11 protein-coding genes and 1 tRNA gene are annotated in these 14,514 nt (G+C 61.7%); 6 read left to right on the top strand and 6 right to left on the bottom strand.

The window, feature by feature from the left end; translation table 11 throughout:
• The first annotated feature begins 8 nt into the window (after positions 1-8).
• Positions 9-82: transfer RNA gene (locus CSE6_RS14695), tRNA-Cys, on the top strand.
• Positions 83-292: 210 nt separating this feature from the next.
• On the opposite strand, the gene metE is transcribed toward CSE6_RS14695, so the two are convergent.
• Positions 293-2,614, bottom strand: coding sequence for a 5-methyltetrahydropteroyltriglutamate--homocysteine S-methyltransferase (gene metE / locus CSE6_RS14700; protein WP_059440833.1), 2,322 nt, complete (start codon positions 2,612-2,614; stop codon positions 293-295).
• A 128-nt stretch (positions 2,615-2,742) separates the two neighbouring features.
• Between metE and CSE6_RS14705 the strand changes: the two genes are divergently transcribed.
• Positions 2,743-3,666: a LysR family transcriptional regulator gene (locus tag CSE6_RS14705; protein ID WP_059440834.1), complete on the top strand. Its 924-nt coding sequence runs from the start codon at positions 2,743-2,745 to the stop codon at positions 3,664-3,666.
• A 42-nt stretch (positions 3,667-3,708) separates the two neighbouring features.
• Here CSE6_RS14705 and CSE6_RS14710 read toward each other — a convergent pair whose 3' ends face one another.
• The gene (locus tag CSE6_RS14710) at positions 3,709-4,926 is read right to left on the bottom strand and encodes an MFS transporter (RefSeq protein ID WP_059440835.1); all 1,218 of its coding nucleotides are present in this window, start codon (positions 4,924-4,926) and stop codon (positions 3,709-3,711) included.
• 150 nt (positions 4,927-5,076) lie between these two features.
• On the opposite strand from CSE6_RS14710, the gene CSE6_RS14715 reads away from it, so the two are divergent.
• Positions 5,077-5,643 carry a TetR/AcrR family transcriptional regulator gene (locus tag CSE6_RS14715; protein ID WP_152668586.1) on the top strand — a complete coding sequence of 189 codons (567 nt, stop codon included), beginning with the start codon at positions 5,077-5,079 and terminating at the stop codon, positions 5,641-5,643.
• Between the two features lie 204 nt (positions 5,644-5,847).
• On the opposite strand, the gene CSE6_RS14720 is transcribed toward CSE6_RS14715, so the two are convergent.
• Positions 5,848-6,471, bottom strand: coding sequence for a DJ-1/PfpI family protein (locus CSE6_RS14720; protein WP_034360510.1), 624 nt, complete (start codon positions 6,469-6,471; stop codon positions 5,848-5,850).
• A gap of 90 nt (positions 6,472-6,561) precedes the next feature.
• Between CSE6_RS14720 and CSE6_RS14725 the strand changes: the two genes are divergently transcribed.
• A complete protein-coding gene (locus CSE6_RS14725; RefSeq protein ID WP_059440837.1) occupies positions 6,562-7,899 on the top strand; it encodes a PLP-dependent aminotransferase family protein in 1,338 nt (445 codons plus the stop codon).
• A 154-nt stretch (positions 7,900-8,053) separates the two neighbouring features.
• Here CSE6_RS14725 and CSE6_RS14730 read toward each other — a convergent pair whose 3' ends face one another.
• From CSE6_RS14730 to CSE6_RS14740, 3 genes are all read right to left on the bottom strand, one after another.
• Entirely contained in the window at positions 8,054-8,914 is an 861-nt protein-coding gene (locus tag CSE6_RS14730) for an oxaloacetate decarboxylase (protein WP_059440838.1), read from the bottom strand.
• 128 nt (positions 8,915-9,042) lie between these two features.
• Positions 9,043-10,044, bottom strand: coding sequence for a tripartite tricarboxylate transporter substrate binding protein (locus CSE6_RS14735; protein WP_059440839.1), 1,002 nt, complete (start codon positions 10,042-10,044; stop codon positions 9,043-9,045).
• 75 nt (positions 10,045-10,119) lie between these two features.
• Positions 10,120-11,094, bottom strand: coding sequence for a tripartite tricarboxylate transporter substrate binding protein (locus tag CSE6_RS14740; protein ID WP_059440840.1), 975 nt, complete (start codon positions 11,092-11,094; stop codon positions 10,120-10,122).
• Between the two features lie 183 nt (positions 11,095-11,277).
• On the opposite strand from CSE6_RS14740, the gene prpR reads away from it, so the two are divergent.
• Together prpR and CSE6_RS14750 are read left to right on the top strand one after the other, a co-directional pair.
• On the top strand, positions 11,278-13,287 hold the full coding sequence (prpR, locus tag CSE6_RS14745) for a propionate catabolism operon regulatory protein PrpR (RefSeq protein WP_083994742.1): 2,010 nt from the start codon (positions 11,278-11,280) through the stop codon (positions 13,285-13,287).
• Positions 13,288-13,518: 231 nt separating this feature from the next.
• Positions 13,519-14,466 (top strand): sensor domain-containing diguanylate cyclase, encoded by a 948-nt coding sequence (locus CSE6_RS14750; protein ID WP_004341372.1) that lies wholly within the window; start codon positions 13,519-13,521, stop codon positions 14,464-14,466.
• Positions 14,467-14,514: the final 48 nt, after the last annotated feature.

The raw sequence follows: 14,514 nt of genomic DNA on the forward strand, positions 1-14,514 counted from the left end.
GTGATAGCGGCGCGATAGCAAAGCGGTTATGCCCCGGATTGCAAATCCGGTTAGACCAGTTCGACTCTGGTTCGCGCCTCCAAACTTGTGGCACAAGCCCTGCAGATGAAAGTCTGCAGGGCTTTTTGCTTTGTGCGCCTGGTATCTGAATACGCCGCAAATCCTGAAGGTGGGCGCCGCATCTGCATCGCCCTATGCAACTCAGGCCTGCTGCAGGCCATGTCCTTTCGCTATGAAAAAGCCCAGGGCAACGCCCTGGGCGAGTCGGAGAAGACGGGAGTGATGCCCGCGTTCAGGCGGGCTCGGCCAGCTTCACGCTCTGACGCAATGTCTTGGCGGCTTCCACCATATGTTGCAGCGCCGGAATCACTTCGGCCCACTGACGTGTCTTGAGACCGCAGTCAGGGTTGACCCAAAGGCGTTCCGTGGGAATGCGCTTTGCAGCTTTTTGCATGAGCTCCACAATGCCTGCCTTGGTGGGAATATTGGGAGAGTGGATGTCATAGACGCCCGGACCGATCTCATTGGGGTAATCGAAGTGCTCGAAGGCCTTCAGCAACTCCATGTCCGAGCGCGAAGTCTCTATGGTGATCACATCGGCGTCCATGGCTGCAATCGAAGCAATGATGTCGTTGAACTCCGAATAGCACATATGGGTGTGAATCTGGGTTTCATCGGCAACGCCATTGGCGCTGATGCGGAAGGACTCCACGGCCCAGTGCAGATATTCCTTCCATTGTGATTTGCGCAATGGCAAGCCCTCGCGCAATGCAGCCTCGTCGATCTGGATCACGCGCACGCCGGCTCTTTCCAGATCCAGCACTTCCGCGCGAATCGCCAGAGCCAGCTGATAGCAGGATGTGGCGCGCGGCTGGTCATCGCGCACGAATGACCAGTTCAGGATGGTGACCGGGCCTGTCAGCATGCCTTTCATGGGTTTGCGGGTCAAGGACTGGGCGTACTGGATCCATTCCGTCGTCATCGCCTTGGGGCGGCTGATGTCGCCGAATAGAATGGGCGGCTTGACGCAGCGTGAGCCATAGGACTGCACCCAGCCGAACTGGCTGAAGGCATAGCCGTCGAGTTGCTCGCCAAAATATTCGACCATATCGTTGCGCTCGGCCTCGCCATGTACCAGAACGTCCAGCCCCAGAGCTTCCTGCTCTTGCACGCAGCGTTCGATCTCAGCGCGCATGGCGCCTTGGTAGCGGGCGAAATCCAGGTGACCGGCCTTGAATTCGCTGCGTGCCTGGCGGATCTCTGCCGTCTGTGGGAAAGAGCCGATAGTGGTGGTCGGGAAGGCTGGCAGCTTGAGCAAGCGGGCTTGCTTGGGGGCGCGTGCTTCATATCTGCTCTGGCGCTGGCCCAGCCCGGCGCTGATCTGCTTGACCGCAGCTTGCACCACGGGGTTGTGGACGCGAGGCGATGTGCGGCGTGCAGCCAGAGCTGAAGCGTTGTCGGCCAGTTCGGCCTTGACGCAATCTCGGCCATGGCGCAAAGCCTTGCCCAGCACGCGCAGCTCATCCAGTTTCTGCAGAGCATAGGCCAGCCAGGATTTGATGTCGGCATCCAGCTTTTGTTCCCTGTTCAGATCCACGGGTACATGCAGCAAGGAGCAGGATGGCGCAATCCAGAGACGGTCGCCTAGGCGCTCTGCCAGCGGCTCCACCCAGTCCAGCACGGCAGCCAGATCGGTTTTCCAGATATTGCGGCCGTTGATCACGCCCAGCGACAGTACCTTGTGCGCGGGCAGCAGCCCCAGCAGCTGTTGCACATCGTCCTGGCCGTTGATGGCATCGATGTGCAGGCCGGCTACGGGCAGGTTTGCTGCCAGATATTTGTTTTCGGCCAACTGGCCGAAATAGGTCGCCAGCAGCAGCTTGACCCTGCAGCTCTTGAGGTGGTGGTAAGCAGTGTTGAACGCATGTTGCCAGTCGGCATCGAGTTCGGTGACCAGGATGGGTTCGTCAATCTGTACCCATTCCACACCCCGGGTTGCCAGCGCATCCAGTAGTTGCGCATAGACGGGCAGCAGCCGCTGCAGCAGCTCCAGCTTGCTGGCGCCGTCCTTGGCCTTGCCCAGCGCCAGATAGGTGACGGGGCCTATGAGGACGGGCTTGGGCTGTATGCCTTGTGTCCTGGCTTCGGCCAGTTGTTCCAGCAGGCGCGATGCATCAAGCTTGAATTCGGTGGTCGAGCTGAACTCGGGCACGATGTAGTGGTAGTTGGTGTCAAACCATTTGGTCATCTCGCCCGCGGCGACGCCAGCGCAGCAGTGGGTGTGGCCGGTGCTACGGGATTCGGTTGTGACCGCCGAACGGCCACGGGCCACGCGAAAGTAGTTGTCCAGCGCATCGCCTTCGAAGTCTTGCACCCGTTCGGGCAGATTGCCCAGCGTAAAGCTCATGTCCAGTACCTGGTCGTAGAACGCGAAGTCACCCACGGGCACCCAGTCCAGCTCTTGCTGCGCGGTCCAGTGGCGTTGGCGCAGCTCGGCGCCCAGCGCCTTGAGCGCATCGCGCGAGGATTCACCTCTCCAGTAGGACTCCAGCGCGAACTTCAGTTCGCGCTTTGCGCCGATGCGAGGAAAGCCCAGGTTGTGAATAGTCGTCATGCAGAAATCCAGTCTTGTGATCTTCGGCCCATGGCCAGAGTGGCTCGGGTCAGCGGACTGGATGTTCCTGGAATCGATGCATGAAGTAAAATGGTTGTTTCTCATGTATCCATGAATTGTGTTCACAGATGATTGAGCGTATCCATCTCGCCATCGTGCAAGAGGTTGAAAAACAAGGCTCTTTGACTGCGGCAGCTGATGTGCTGTGCGTCACCCAGTCCGCCCTGAGCCACAGCATGAGAAAGCTGGAAGCCCAACTCGGCACCGATGTCTGGTTGCGTGAAGGGCGCAGCCTGCGCCTGACGCAGGCGGGTCAATACCTGCTGGCAGTGGCCAACCGCGTGCTGCCTCAGCTGGATCTGGCCGAGTCGCGTTTGCAGCAATTTGCTCTGGGAGTGCGCGGCAGCTTGCGCATCGGCATGGAATGTCATCCCTGCTACCAGTGGCTGCTGAAAATCGTCTCCCCATATCTGGCCGCCTGGCCCGACGTGGATGTGGACGTGAAGCAGAAGTTCCAGTTTGGCGGCATCGGTGCGCTGTTCGGCTATGAGATCGACATGCTGGTTACGCCCGATCCGCTGTTCAAGCCGGGTCTGCACTTCGAGCCCGTCTTTGACTATGAGCAGGTGCTGGTCGTGGCTGCGGATCACGCCCTGGCCCAGGTCGACCATGTCAAGCCCGATGATCTGTCTCGCGAGGTGCTGATTACCTATCCCGTGGCCGTAGACCGGCTTGATATCTATACTCAGTTTTTGCTGCCCAAAGGCATTGCGCCCAGGCGCCACAAAACCATAGAGACCACCGACATCATGATGCAGATGGTCGCCAGCGGCCGGGGTGTCGCGGCCCTGCCGCGCTGGCTGGCTCTGGAATATGCCGAAAAGATGGCAGTCGTACCCGTGAAGCTGGGCAGCAAGGGCATAGCCAAGCAAATCTACCTCGGCGCGCGCGAGGCAGAGTTGCATACCGACTATCTGCAGGCCTTTATTGCGCTGGCACGAGCACCTGGTCTGGCTCTGCCGGCTGCCGCATCCGCGCAGGACGACTCTTGAGAAGAGCGGCAGCCGACGGCTGAATAAGCACTAGCGGCTGACTCACATGTTGATGGCCGTCATGCCCGGTGCGGATGCACGGTCGGCTTGCCGTCCGGCTTGCACGCCCCACAGCCACATGGCGCCGCCCGCCAGTAGCGTCAGCACAAACGATTGCTGTGCGCCCCAGTGGTCGATCAGCCAGCCGGCAGCGGCAGCGCCCAGGGCCACACCGCTGGCGAGGCCAGTCAGCAGCCAGGTCATGCCCTCGGTCAGTCGGTTTGCTTGTACCTGCTGCTCCACCAGACTCATGGCCACGGTAATCGTCGGGCCAAAGGTAATGCCTGCCAGCAGCACGGCCAGCGTCAGTGCGGTCAGATTGCTGGCCAGCAACAGGGGCAGGGCGGAGATGGCGACCGATGCCCCGACCCAGACGATCTGGCGGCTGAGCGGCATCTGCAGGCGCAGCGTGCCAAACAGCAAGCCCATGGCGCAGGAGCCCAGCGCATAGAAGGACAGCACCACACTGGCCATGCCGGGCTGGCCCTGAGCCGTGGCGAAGGCTACGCTGGCCACATCGATCACGCCCACGATGACGCCTTGTGCCAGCATGAACAGCGCCAGCGTGCGCACCACGGGCTGGCGCAGCATCGACGAATCCCTGCCTTTTTCCGAGCTGGTATGGGGGCTGACAGGTGGTTCGGTACGGCGTTGCACCACAAACAGGCCTACGCCGATGATGAGGAACAGCGCTGCTGCCAGCGGACCGGCCTCAGGGAATAGCAGCATGCTCAGGCCCACCGATAGCGGCGGGCCGACGATAAAGGCCAGATCGTCGAGCACGCCTTCCAGTGCAAACGCGGTCTGCAACTGAGGCGTTCCACTGTAGATCGCTGTCCAGCGGGCGCGGACCATGGCCGGCATGCTGGGCAGACTGCCGACGGCAGCGGCCAGTGCCAGCAGCAGCCAGTCCGGCCCCTGCCAGTGGGCGCAGGCCAGCAAGGCCAGCATCGACAGCGCACTGCTGGCGGCCGCAAACGGCAGCACCCTGAACTGGCCGTAACGGTCAACCAGCGCCGAGATGCGCGGTGCCAGAACGGCAATCGACAGCGCGAAACAGGCCGACACCATGCCTGCCAGCGTATAGGCGCCGCGCTGCTGCGACAGCATGGTGATCAAGCCAATCCCCGTCATCGACAGCGGCAGCCGCGCCAGCAGCCCGGCCAGCACAAAGCCCGTGCTGCCCGGCGCCGTAAACAGCTTGCGGTAAGCATTCAACATGGAAACCCTTGAATAGATTCACTTGCATACATCGTGTATGCGAGTGACATTCTAGGAGCTTGGGATGTAGCGCGTATGATTGGCATACGCTTTGTATGTGAATATTGCCGGGAGTTCGCAGTGACCCAAGTTCGCCAGAGTCGTGCCAGCATGATCGAAGCCACGCGGGCCAAGCTGATCAGTGCTGCGCGCAGCGCTTTCGCCCAGCATGGCTACGCCCAGGCCGCCATGGACGAGTTGACTGCGCAGGCCGGTTTGACGCGCGGCGCGCTCTATCACCACTTTGGTGGCAAGCCCGGCCTGCTGGCTGCCGTGGTGGCCCAGATGGATGAAGAAATGGACCAGCGGCTGGAGCTAGTGCTGCGGGGCCATGACGATCCATGGGAAGGCTTTCTGGCCTATTGCCGCGCCTATCTGGCCATGGCGCAGGAGGCTGAAATTCGCCGCATTGTGTTGCAGGATGCACGCTCCGTGCTCACCGGCACCGACCAGGGGCAGCAGCACCAGCAATGCATTGCTTTTATCGCCGGTTTTTTGCAGCAGCTCATCGACGAGGGCGTCATCGTGAACGCCAGTGCACCGGCGCTGGCAAGGTTGCTCAACGGCTGCCTGATCGAAGCGGCTTTCTGGATTGCCGAGGAGGGCGCTCCACCCGAGCGCCTGAACGAGTCCTTGCAGGCGCTGGATTTGATGCTGCAAGGCTGGAAGACGGCCTGAGCCATTGTCAGAGCCATGCCTGCTGTGTTTTGCCTGCAGCAGCCAGAATGAGGATCGTTTTGACTGCCAGGGTGTTCTCGAGCTGAGGACATCAGCGATTTTGTGCAAGCGAACAATCCGGAATGTGCAAAGAGTCCGGGCTCGGAGGCTTTACCGGGACCGGCGACCGGCTGCATTCGAGTTGTCAGAGGTCTTCAGCGCGCTTCAGCGATCGCGCTGATGCAGCAAGTCAGGCAGGTAAGGCGAGATATTGGCGATGGCCCGGGCCATATAAACATCTTTTTCACCCACAGGGGCCACGTAATGCAATGCACTCCTGGCGGCCTCGATCCCCTCGGCACGGGCAATAAGCCAGGCGGCAAGGTATTGCGCTGCCAGGCAGCCTCCTGCGGTAGCCACGTTGCCGTTTGCGAAGAATGGCTGCTCCAGCACGCGAACGCCGGCCTCTTCAACCCAGGGCCTGGTTGTCAGGTCGGTACATGCCATCACGCCATTCAGCAAGCCGAGTTTGGCCAGTATCAGCGTGCCGGAGCACTGTGCAGCAATCAGTTGCCGTGAAGGGTCCAGCCTGAGCCTTGACATGAGGTCGGCATTGCGCGCGACCTCACGCGTTTGCATTCCGCTGCCCACGATGACCGCATCTGCAGCGCCCGCATCCTCCAGAGTGGCCTGGGCTTCGATGACCACCCCGTTCATTGACCTGACGCGTGCGCTCGGGCATGCGATCGACACCCGCCAACCGGGTCGCTTGATGCGGTTGAGTATGCCTAGAGAAATGAGTGAGTCGAGCTCGTTAAAGCCTTCGAAAGTCAGGATTGCGATATGCATTGGGATGTTCCGGATGTGAACTTGTATCAATGCTCATGCTAGATATGAGGTCCAATACACTCAAATAATTGTCATGGATACAGGTTCTATATGCCGATTGCCCGATACAAGCAGCTGGTGGACCAGCTAGCCTCGGAAATTCGCGAAGGCCGACTGGCACCAGGCACACGCCTGCCCACCCACCGGCAGCTGGCATCCCGGGAGGGACTGGCCCTGGTCACGGCGACTCGTGTCTATGCCGAACTGCAGGCCATGGGCCTGGTCAGTGGCGAAACGGGGCGAGGAACTTTTGTGCGCGAAACAGCGCTGCCACGTGGCCTCGGTATCGACCAGCATGCCGCTGCGATAGGCATGCTGGACCTGAACTTCAACGCTCCTGCTCTTCCAGGTCAAGCCGAGTTGCTGCGCTTTGCATTGCGTCAGCTTGCCGCCAGTGGAGATTTGGAGGCACTGCTGCGCTATCAGCCGCACGGAGGCCGGGCCCATGAGCGAGCGGCTATCGCCCTATACCTTGAAAACCGTAGGCTGACGGTTCCTGCCGAACAGGTGCTTATCGTGGATGGAGCGCAGCATGGACTCGCAAGCACGGCCATGGCATTGCTGCAACCTGGCGATGTAGTGGCTGTTGATGCTTTGAGCTACCCGGGCTTCAAGGTGCTGGCGCAACAGCTGAGGCTTGAGCTGATTGCCATTCCGGCAGCTGGTTCGGGGCCGGACCTCGATGCGCTGGAGCTGCTGTGCCGACGCCGCAAGGTGCGCGCGGTCTATGCAATGCCGACTCTCCATAACCCGCTTGGATGGGTGATGAGCATCAACCGACGTCATGCATTTGCAGCGTTGATCCGTCGCCATGGCCTGTTGTTGATTGAAGATGCCGCGTATGCGTTTCTTGCTCAGGACGCACCACCGCCCATGGCCGCACTGCTGCCTGAGTCCACGGTATATTTATCAGGCTTTTCCAAGAGTGTCGCCACGGGTTTGCGGGTGGGCTTTGTGGCTGCGCCGGCAGCCTGGATACCTCGGATAGAGCGAGCTATCCGTGCAACGACCTGGAACACCCCCGGAGTCATGACCGCCATGGTTGTGAGTTGGCTGAGAGACGGGACTGTTGCCAGGCTGGAAGCTCAGAAGCGAGAGGATGCCCAGATGCGTCAGAAACAGGTGACGCAGGTCTTCAAAGGGCTGCCCTGTATGCGCCACCTCAATTCGTATTTTGTCTGGCTCCCCATGCAGGATGACCTGAGGGCTGATCAGGTCGCGATGGCGCTGCAGACGGCAGGAATTTCCGTGTCAACGGCCGAACCCTTTGCCACTGGCGTGCAAGTGCCGCAAGCACTGCGGCTGGCCTTGGGTTCGGTGCCGCTCGAAAAACTTCGGCATGCCTTGATGCGGGTCAGGCTGGCGCTGGATGGAGCCACGCTGCATTAGAGGATGATGCTCAGAGCTCCCTGTGCATCCGGTTTTGGGGCCGTAGCCAGGGGGGAATGCTGCCGGCCATGGTCACACAGGCCTGAAAACATGGCGTGCGGCGCCTGATGTATCAACGTTGCACGCGATTCAGGCGCAGGGTCCGGAGACCGGATTACTGGTACTTTTGCTCCAGCCCATCCCAGAAGTCCTTGTTCACCAGCCGCTGGCGTTCAAGGAAGGGGGCGACGATGGCGGGGTCCTCATCGACCTTGTGATCGTCGCGCAGCAGGGTCAGGCACTTTTGCATGCCGGCCACGGCCCCTTGCAGTGCGGCATTGGCGTAGAGCACAAAGCCATAGCCCAGCTCGCCCAGTTCGTCGGCGTTGAAGATGGGGGTCTTGCCGCCAATGACCATATTCATGAGCTGGGGAGCTTGCAGGCGCTGAGGCAGGGCGCGCACTTCTTCGGCCTGGGTGACGGCCTCGACAAACAGGATGTCGGCGCCGGCTTCCTGAAACTGCTGGGCACGCTCGATGGCGGCTTCGAAGCCGTGGACGGCGGCCGCGTCGGTACGGGCCATGATGAGAGTGCCGCTGTCGCGGCGCGCATCGACGGCGGCCTTGATCTTGCCCAGCATTTCGCCGGTTTCGATCACGGCCTTGCCATTGAAGTGGCCGCAGCGCTTGGGGCTGACCTGGTCCTCGAGCTGAATGCAGTCGGCGCCGGCACGCTCCAGCGTGCGCACGGCGTGGTAGGTGTTGACGGCGTTGCCGAAGCCGGTGTCGGCATCGACCAGCAGCGGCACTTCCACGGCGTCGCGGATGCGGGCCGTATGGTCGGCGATATCGCTGAGACCCATGAAACCCTGGTCGGGCATGCCGAACCACATATTGGTCACGCCGGCACCGGTCACATAGATGGCTTCAAAGCCCAGATCGGCAATCAGCCGCGCCGACATGGCGTTGAATGCACCGGGCACGATGACGCCGCGGCGGGCATCGGCCAGGGCTTTGAGTTGTTGTTTGGGGTTCATGAGATTTCTTGATAAAAAAGACTCTGATGCTTATCTGCCCTGCGCAGTCGGCTGTCAGCCTTGACGAGGCAGGGCGCTGCCTGGCAGCAGCCGCCTCGCGGCCAAGGCTGCGGAGCGGCTCAGGGGGATTAGTCCAGCGAAATATTCGCGTTCTTGATCACGGGCCCCCACTTGGCGCGCTCGGCTTCAAGATATTTGCCATAGGCCTGGGGTGTGCCGCCCATGATCTGGCCGCCGCTGCTTTCGATCATCTGGCGCAGAGACTTGTCGGTCTTGAGCGCTTCGTTGACGGCCTGGTTGAGCTTGGCCACCACGGCGTCGGGCGTGCCGGCCGGCGCAATCATGCCCAGCCAGTTGTACGACTCGAAGCCCTTGACCCCGGCTTCGTCCAGCGTGGGCACCTCGGGCAGCACAGCCAGACGGGTCTTGCTCGAGACGGCCAGGGCATTGATCTTTTTGGCTTTGATGGAGGGCAGGGCCGAGTAGCCCATCTCGAACATCATGGCCAGATGGCCGCCCATGAGGTCGGTGGCCGCCAGCGAGCCTCCCTTGTAGGGCACATGGGTCAGCTGGGTCTGGGTCTGATAGGCCAGCAGTTCGCCCGACAGATGGTGGGCCCCGCCTACGCCCGAGGAGCCATAGGTCAGATCGCCGGGCTTGGCCTTGGCATGGGCCAGCAGTTGCTGCACGCTCTTGAAGGGCTGGTTGGGAGCCGTGGTCAGAAACAGGGGAGCCTGCTCGATGAGGATGATGGGCTTGAACGCCGTCTTGGCGTCATAAGGCATCTTCTTCATCAGCATGGGGTTGGTGACCAGGGGGCCGGGCGAGCCGAAGCCGAAGGTGTGGCCGTCGTTGGCCTTGGCGATGGCATCCGTGCCCGTCACGCCGCCGGCACCGCCGCGGTTGTCGATGATCACGGGCTGGCCCAGCACCTTGCCCAGCGAGTCGGCAATCAGGCGTGCGCGGGTATCGGCATAGCCGCCTGCCGCATAGGGCACGATGAGCTTGACGGTGCGGGTGGGCCAGACATCCGAGCCCTGGGCCAGGGCTGCAGAGGCGCCGCCCAGCAAGGCGGTAGCGGCGGCGGCGCAGGCAGTGGCGCGGAGCAAGACATTTCTACGGGAAATCATGAATCAGCTCTCAGTACTATTTTCAGGCTTCAGCGTATATGGGCCATACGCTGGATGCTATGTTTTCTTCTCAGCTTACTTTTCCTGCATATGGGCTGCCTTGACGATCTCCCCCAGGCGCTTGCGCTCGGCATCGGCAAACTTCACGAATTCCGCACGTGTGCCGCCGACCGGCTCGATGCCCAGTCCCTTGAGCTTCTCTACGGTGGCAGGTTCCTTCATGGCCTTGTCCACGGCGGCTGCCAGCTTGTCCAGAATGGCGGGTGGCGTGCCCTTGGGGGCATGAATGCCGGCCCAATGCGCGATCTGCAGATCGGCAAAGCCTTGCTCCACAGCAGTGGAGAGCTGGGGGTAGGCCGAGATGCGCTGGGTCCAGGTCGTGGCCAGAGGTTTGAACTTGCCCTCGTGAATGATGTGCGGCAGCGCGATGATGCTGGCTTCGGACGTGCCTTCAACCTGGCCGCCCAGCACGGCCGTGGTGCTCTCCGAACCGCTCTTGTAGGGCACGGGCTGCAGCTTGGCGCCGTATTTCACATTCAGCATCTCGGCCACGAAGTGCGGCGTGCTGCCCGTGCCGGCGGTGGCAAAGTTGAAGCCGGCGCCCTTCTTGGAGGCTTCGACGAAGTCGCGCAGATTGTTGTAGGGCGCGTTCTTGGGCACCACGATCACCGAAGGTGCGAGGCCAATCATCACCACGGGCTGCAGCGCATCGTCCTTGAAAGGCATGGTCTTCTTGATCATGCTGTTGGAGATGACGCCGGCCGCGCTGACCAGCAGGGTGTAGCCATCGGGCTGGGCCTTGGCCACGATATCGGCACCTACGGTGCCACCCGCGCCAGGACGATTGTCGATCACCACGGGCTGGCCAAGGATCTTGGAGGCGCCTTCGGCCGCCGATCTGGCCATCAAGTCATTGGCGCCGCCTGCGGAAAACGGCACCACGAGGCGAATCGGACGCGTGGGCCAGTCGGCGGCCTGGGCCAGGCCGGCTGTGCCCAGCACGGAAAGAGTCAAGGCCTTGGCAACAAGATTGCGACGGTTCAAAAACATGGATATCTCCTGGATCCAAATCCCTATTGGTATGGCCCGATACCGCAAGCACTGTGCCAGGCGAATTTAGGGAAAACCCTCTGAATATCAAGTGTTTGAAATCATTGGGGTTTTTGTGATTCTGTGGACTAGCTGCCGGTAGCGGTGTATTGGTTGTATTTCATTGATGAAATAATTGTTTTCATGAATGAAACAGGCGCGATATCGAACGATGGCATCAAACGAATGCCAGCAGCCGGCCAGCCGCATTTGCCGCACATCGTCACCGTAGGCCGCTACCGTGTGGGGCGGGTGCTGGAGCGGCTGGCACAGCCCTGGTCGGGTGAGGCCAGGTTCTCGCATATCTCGGCCTCCTTCGATGATGCGGTGGCCCAGGTGCAGGCGCTCAATCTGCGCCAGCCCATCGATGCCCTGGTGGGGGCGGGAGCCAGTGGAGCCTGGATTCGAGAGCGCGTGGACATTCCGCTGGCCATGGTAGAAGTGCGTGGCCTGGATTTGCTGCAGGCGCTGCGCCAGGCCAAGTTGCAGACCACGGAAGAGGCTCCGCGCGTGGGCCTGGTCAACTTCGAGGTGCCGTCGCCCGTGGTGGCCCAGTTCGACAGCCTGTTCGGCCTGGGTCTGGTCCAGATCGCCTATCAAGGTCCGCATGACGCGCCGGCCTGCGTGCAGAAACTCAAGGCGTCGGGCGTTGGTGCCGTGGTGGCGCCGGGCCTGGTGGCCGATCTAGCAGAGCAGGCGGGCATGGCCAGCGTGTTGCTGTATTCCGATATTTCGGTGCGTCAGGCACTCAGCGACGCCCTGCTGCTGGCCCGTCATCGACGTGCCGAGCGCGACCGGCATCAACGGCTGGAAACCGTGTTGCACCAGTTGCAGGACGGTGTGGTGGCCGTGGACGAGCGTGGCCGTATTTGCGCGCTGAACCCATGCATGGCCACCTTGCTCGGTGCCCCGGTCGAGGCCTTGCACGGCCGCATGCTGGAGGAGGTGGCTCCGGCCCTGGACACGGCTCGGGCGCTCGCTGGCGAGGAGGGTGGAGAAGAGGTGTTGCAACTGGCCCTGCGTACCCTGGTGGTGCGACGTGCGCCAATTGTGGAGAACGGGCTGGTGACCGGCGCTTTGCTGGTCTGCCGCGATCCAGCCGTCATCCAGCGGGCCGATCGCAGCCTGCGCGCCAATCAGCGGCAAAGAGCCGCCGGTGTACGCTGGCGCATTGAAGACTATCTGGGCAGCAGCCCCGCTGCACAGCGCGTGCGACTGCTGGCCAGGCAGTACGCGAACAGCGATGCGACGGTGTTGATCCTGGGTGAAAGCGGGACCGGCAAGGAGCTGGTGGCGCAGGGTATCCACAGTGCAGGACGGCGTGCGGAACAGCCATTTCTGGCCGTCAACTGTGCGGCGCTCAGTGAAAGCCTGCTGGAGAGCGAGCTTTTCGGTTACGAGGAAGGCGCTTTTACCGGGGCCAGGCGCGGCGGCAAGACCGGGCTGATCGAGGCAGCGCATACCGGGACCCTGTTTCTCGATGAAATTGGCGACATGCCGCTGGTGCTGCAATCGCGACTGCTGCGCGTGCTGCAGGAACGCGAGGTATTGCGCGTAGGTTCCACCACGCCGATTCCCGTGGATGTGCGCGTGATTGCCGCCACCCATGCGGATCTGGCGGATCAGGTGGAGCGTGGCCGGTTCCGGCGCGATCTCTACTACCGGCTGGCGGTGCTGCGCCTGAGCACGCCTTCGCTGCAAATGCGAGGTGGTGCCGATGTTGCTGAACTGGGCCGCGCCATGCTGGCTCAGCGCCTGAACGCTGCAAGCGGGTTGCCCCGCGCACTGCATGACAGAGTGGAGCAGCAGCTCGATGCACTGCTGGCCAGGGCTGCGGCGCATGACTGGCCCGGCAATGTCCGTGAACTGGACAACTGGGTGGAGCGCCTGCTGGCCTGCAGCGACTATCTGGACTCAGGCCGGGGCGGCCTTCTGGATATGGCGCGTTTGCTTGAAGTCTTCCCTGAGTGCGCCGACGGCCTGGCTCTGGCCGAGCCTGCTGCGGCCCGGCAGGCACAGCTCAGGGACGCGGGTCGCCTTGCCGAACAGAAGCGATTGCGCGAGGTGCTGGAGTCGGTCGGGGGTGATCAGCGACAGGCCTGTGAAATTCTCGGCATCAGCCGGGCCACTTTATGGCGGCGCATGAAGGCTTAGCGGCGTTGCAGCGTGAGGTCCGCCATACGTATGATTTCGGCCAATATCGCGAGTGCATGGCGTGAATTGCGGCAACCGGCGCAACAATCACCAGCAAGCGGAGATTGGGTTGTGCCTCGGGCTTTCTGGGTGTGAAAGACTGCAGGCTCCGCTGTCTGGCGTGCCGGGTCGAGGCTGGTGCCACAGCCGGGCCTGATGTTTTATCGATTGAGATCGGGAGAGAGACGGGTTATGTCCGACGTGAGCGAGCTTGAGAACGAGAGTGCGGTCTATAGAACCTTGCTGGAGTCCACCAAGGCCATTCCCTGGAAGATCGACTGGGCGACCATGAAGTTCGCCTATATCGGCCCTCAGATCGAGAGCCTGCTTGGTTGGAGTCGTGAAAGCTGGGTCAGTGTCGAAGACTGGGCCATGCGCATGCACCCCGAGGACCGCGAATATGTGGTGAATTTCTGCGTGAGCCAGTCCCAGGCCGGCGTGGACCATGAGGCTGACTATCGCGCGCTGACCAAGGACAACGGCTATGTCTGGATTCGCGATGTGGTCCATGTGGTGCGCAATGCGCAAGGCGAGGCCGAAGCGCTGATCGGCTTCATGTTCGACATCAGCGAGCGCAAAAAGACCGAGGAAAGGCTGCTGAGTTTGCAGAAGGAGCTGGAAGTGCTCTCCTTCAAGGATGGCCTGACCAGCATTGCCAACCGGCGCTGCTTCGATACCAGCTTCGAGCAGGAGTGGGAGCGCACGCGCAGCGATGGCAAGCCCCTGTCCATGCTGCTGTTCGATGTCGACTTCTTCAAGCAATACAACGATTTGTACGGTCATATCCAGGGCGACAAATGTCTGGTGGATATTGCCCAGACCCTGAGCCTGGCGCTGGACGGACAGCGTGACCTGGTGGCGCGTTACGGTGGCGAGGAGTTTGTGGTGCTGCTGCCCGAAGCCGATGCCGAAACTGCGCAAAAAGTGGCCGAGCGCTGCCAGCGCCTGATCCAGAAGCAGTCCATCGTGCATGCGCTGTCGCCCCATGGCAGGCGGGTCACCATGAGCATTGGTGCGGGCACGGTGCAACCGGCAGAGCATGATCGACCTGCCAGCTTTATCGAAGCCGTGGACCGGCAGCTCTATGCGGCCAAGAACAAAGGCCGCCACCGGATTGAAAGCGTCATCTTGAGCGCTTGAACCCTGCCCAGGCCTGCGTGTGGCAGGCGCCCGGCAAGGAAATACCCG

It is taken from the genome of Comamonas sp. E6, from assembly GCF_001010305.1.
GTDB classification, from domain to species: Bacteria; Pseudomonadota; Gammaproteobacteria; order Burkholderiales; family Burkholderiaceae_C; genus Comamonas; species Comamonas thiooxydans.

What these genes read in the sequence shown, in the direction of transcription:
- CSE6_RS14730 (WP_059440838.1), bottom strand. Translation starts at nt 8,914, where the DNA reads ATGAACCCCAAACAACAACTCAAAGCCCTGGCCGATGCCCGCCGCGGC.
- CSE6_RS14720 (WP_034360510.1), bottom strand. Translation starts at nt 6,471, where the DNA reads ATGCATATCGCAATCCTGACTTTCGAAGGCTTTAACGAGCTCGACTCA.
- CSE6_RS14710 (WP_059440835.1), bottom strand. Translation starts at nt 4,926, where the DNA reads ATGTTGAATGCTTACCGCAAGCTGTTTACGGCGCCGGGCAGCACGGGC.
- CSE6_RS14735 (WP_059440839.1), bottom strand. Translation starts at nt 10,044, where the DNA reads ATGATTTCCCGTAGAAATGTCTTGCTCCGCGCCACTGCCTGCGCCGCC.
- CSE6_RS14705 (WP_059440834.1), top strand. Translation starts at nt 2,743, where the DNA reads ATGATTGAGCGTATCCATCTCGCCATCGTGCAAGAGGTTGAAAAACAA.
- CSE6_RS14725 (WP_059440837.1), top strand. Translation starts at nt 6,562, where the DNA reads ATGCCGATTGCCCGATACAAGCAGCTGGTGGACCAGCTAGCCTCGGAA.
- prpR (WP_083994742.1), top strand. Translation starts at nt 11,278, where the DNA reads ATGAATGAAACAGGCGCGATATCGAACGATGGCATCAAACGAATGCCA.
- metE (WP_059440833.1), bottom strand. Translation starts at nt 2,614, where the DNA reads ATGACGACTATTCACAACCTGGGCTTTCCTCGCATCGGCGCAAAGCGC.
- CSE6_RS14750 (WP_004341372.1), top strand. Translation starts at nt 13,519, where the DNA reads ATGTCCGACGTGAGCGAGCTTGAGAACGAGAGTGCGGTCTATAGAACC.
- CSE6_RS14715 (WP_152668586.1), top strand. Translation starts at nt 5,077, where the DNA reads ATGATCGAAGCCACGCGGGCCAAGCTGATCAGTGCTGCGCGCAGCGCT.
- CSE6_RS14740 (WP_059440840.1), bottom strand. Translation starts at nt 11,094, where the DNA reads ATGTTTTTGAACCGTCGCAATCTTGTTGCCAAGGCCTTGACTCTTTCC.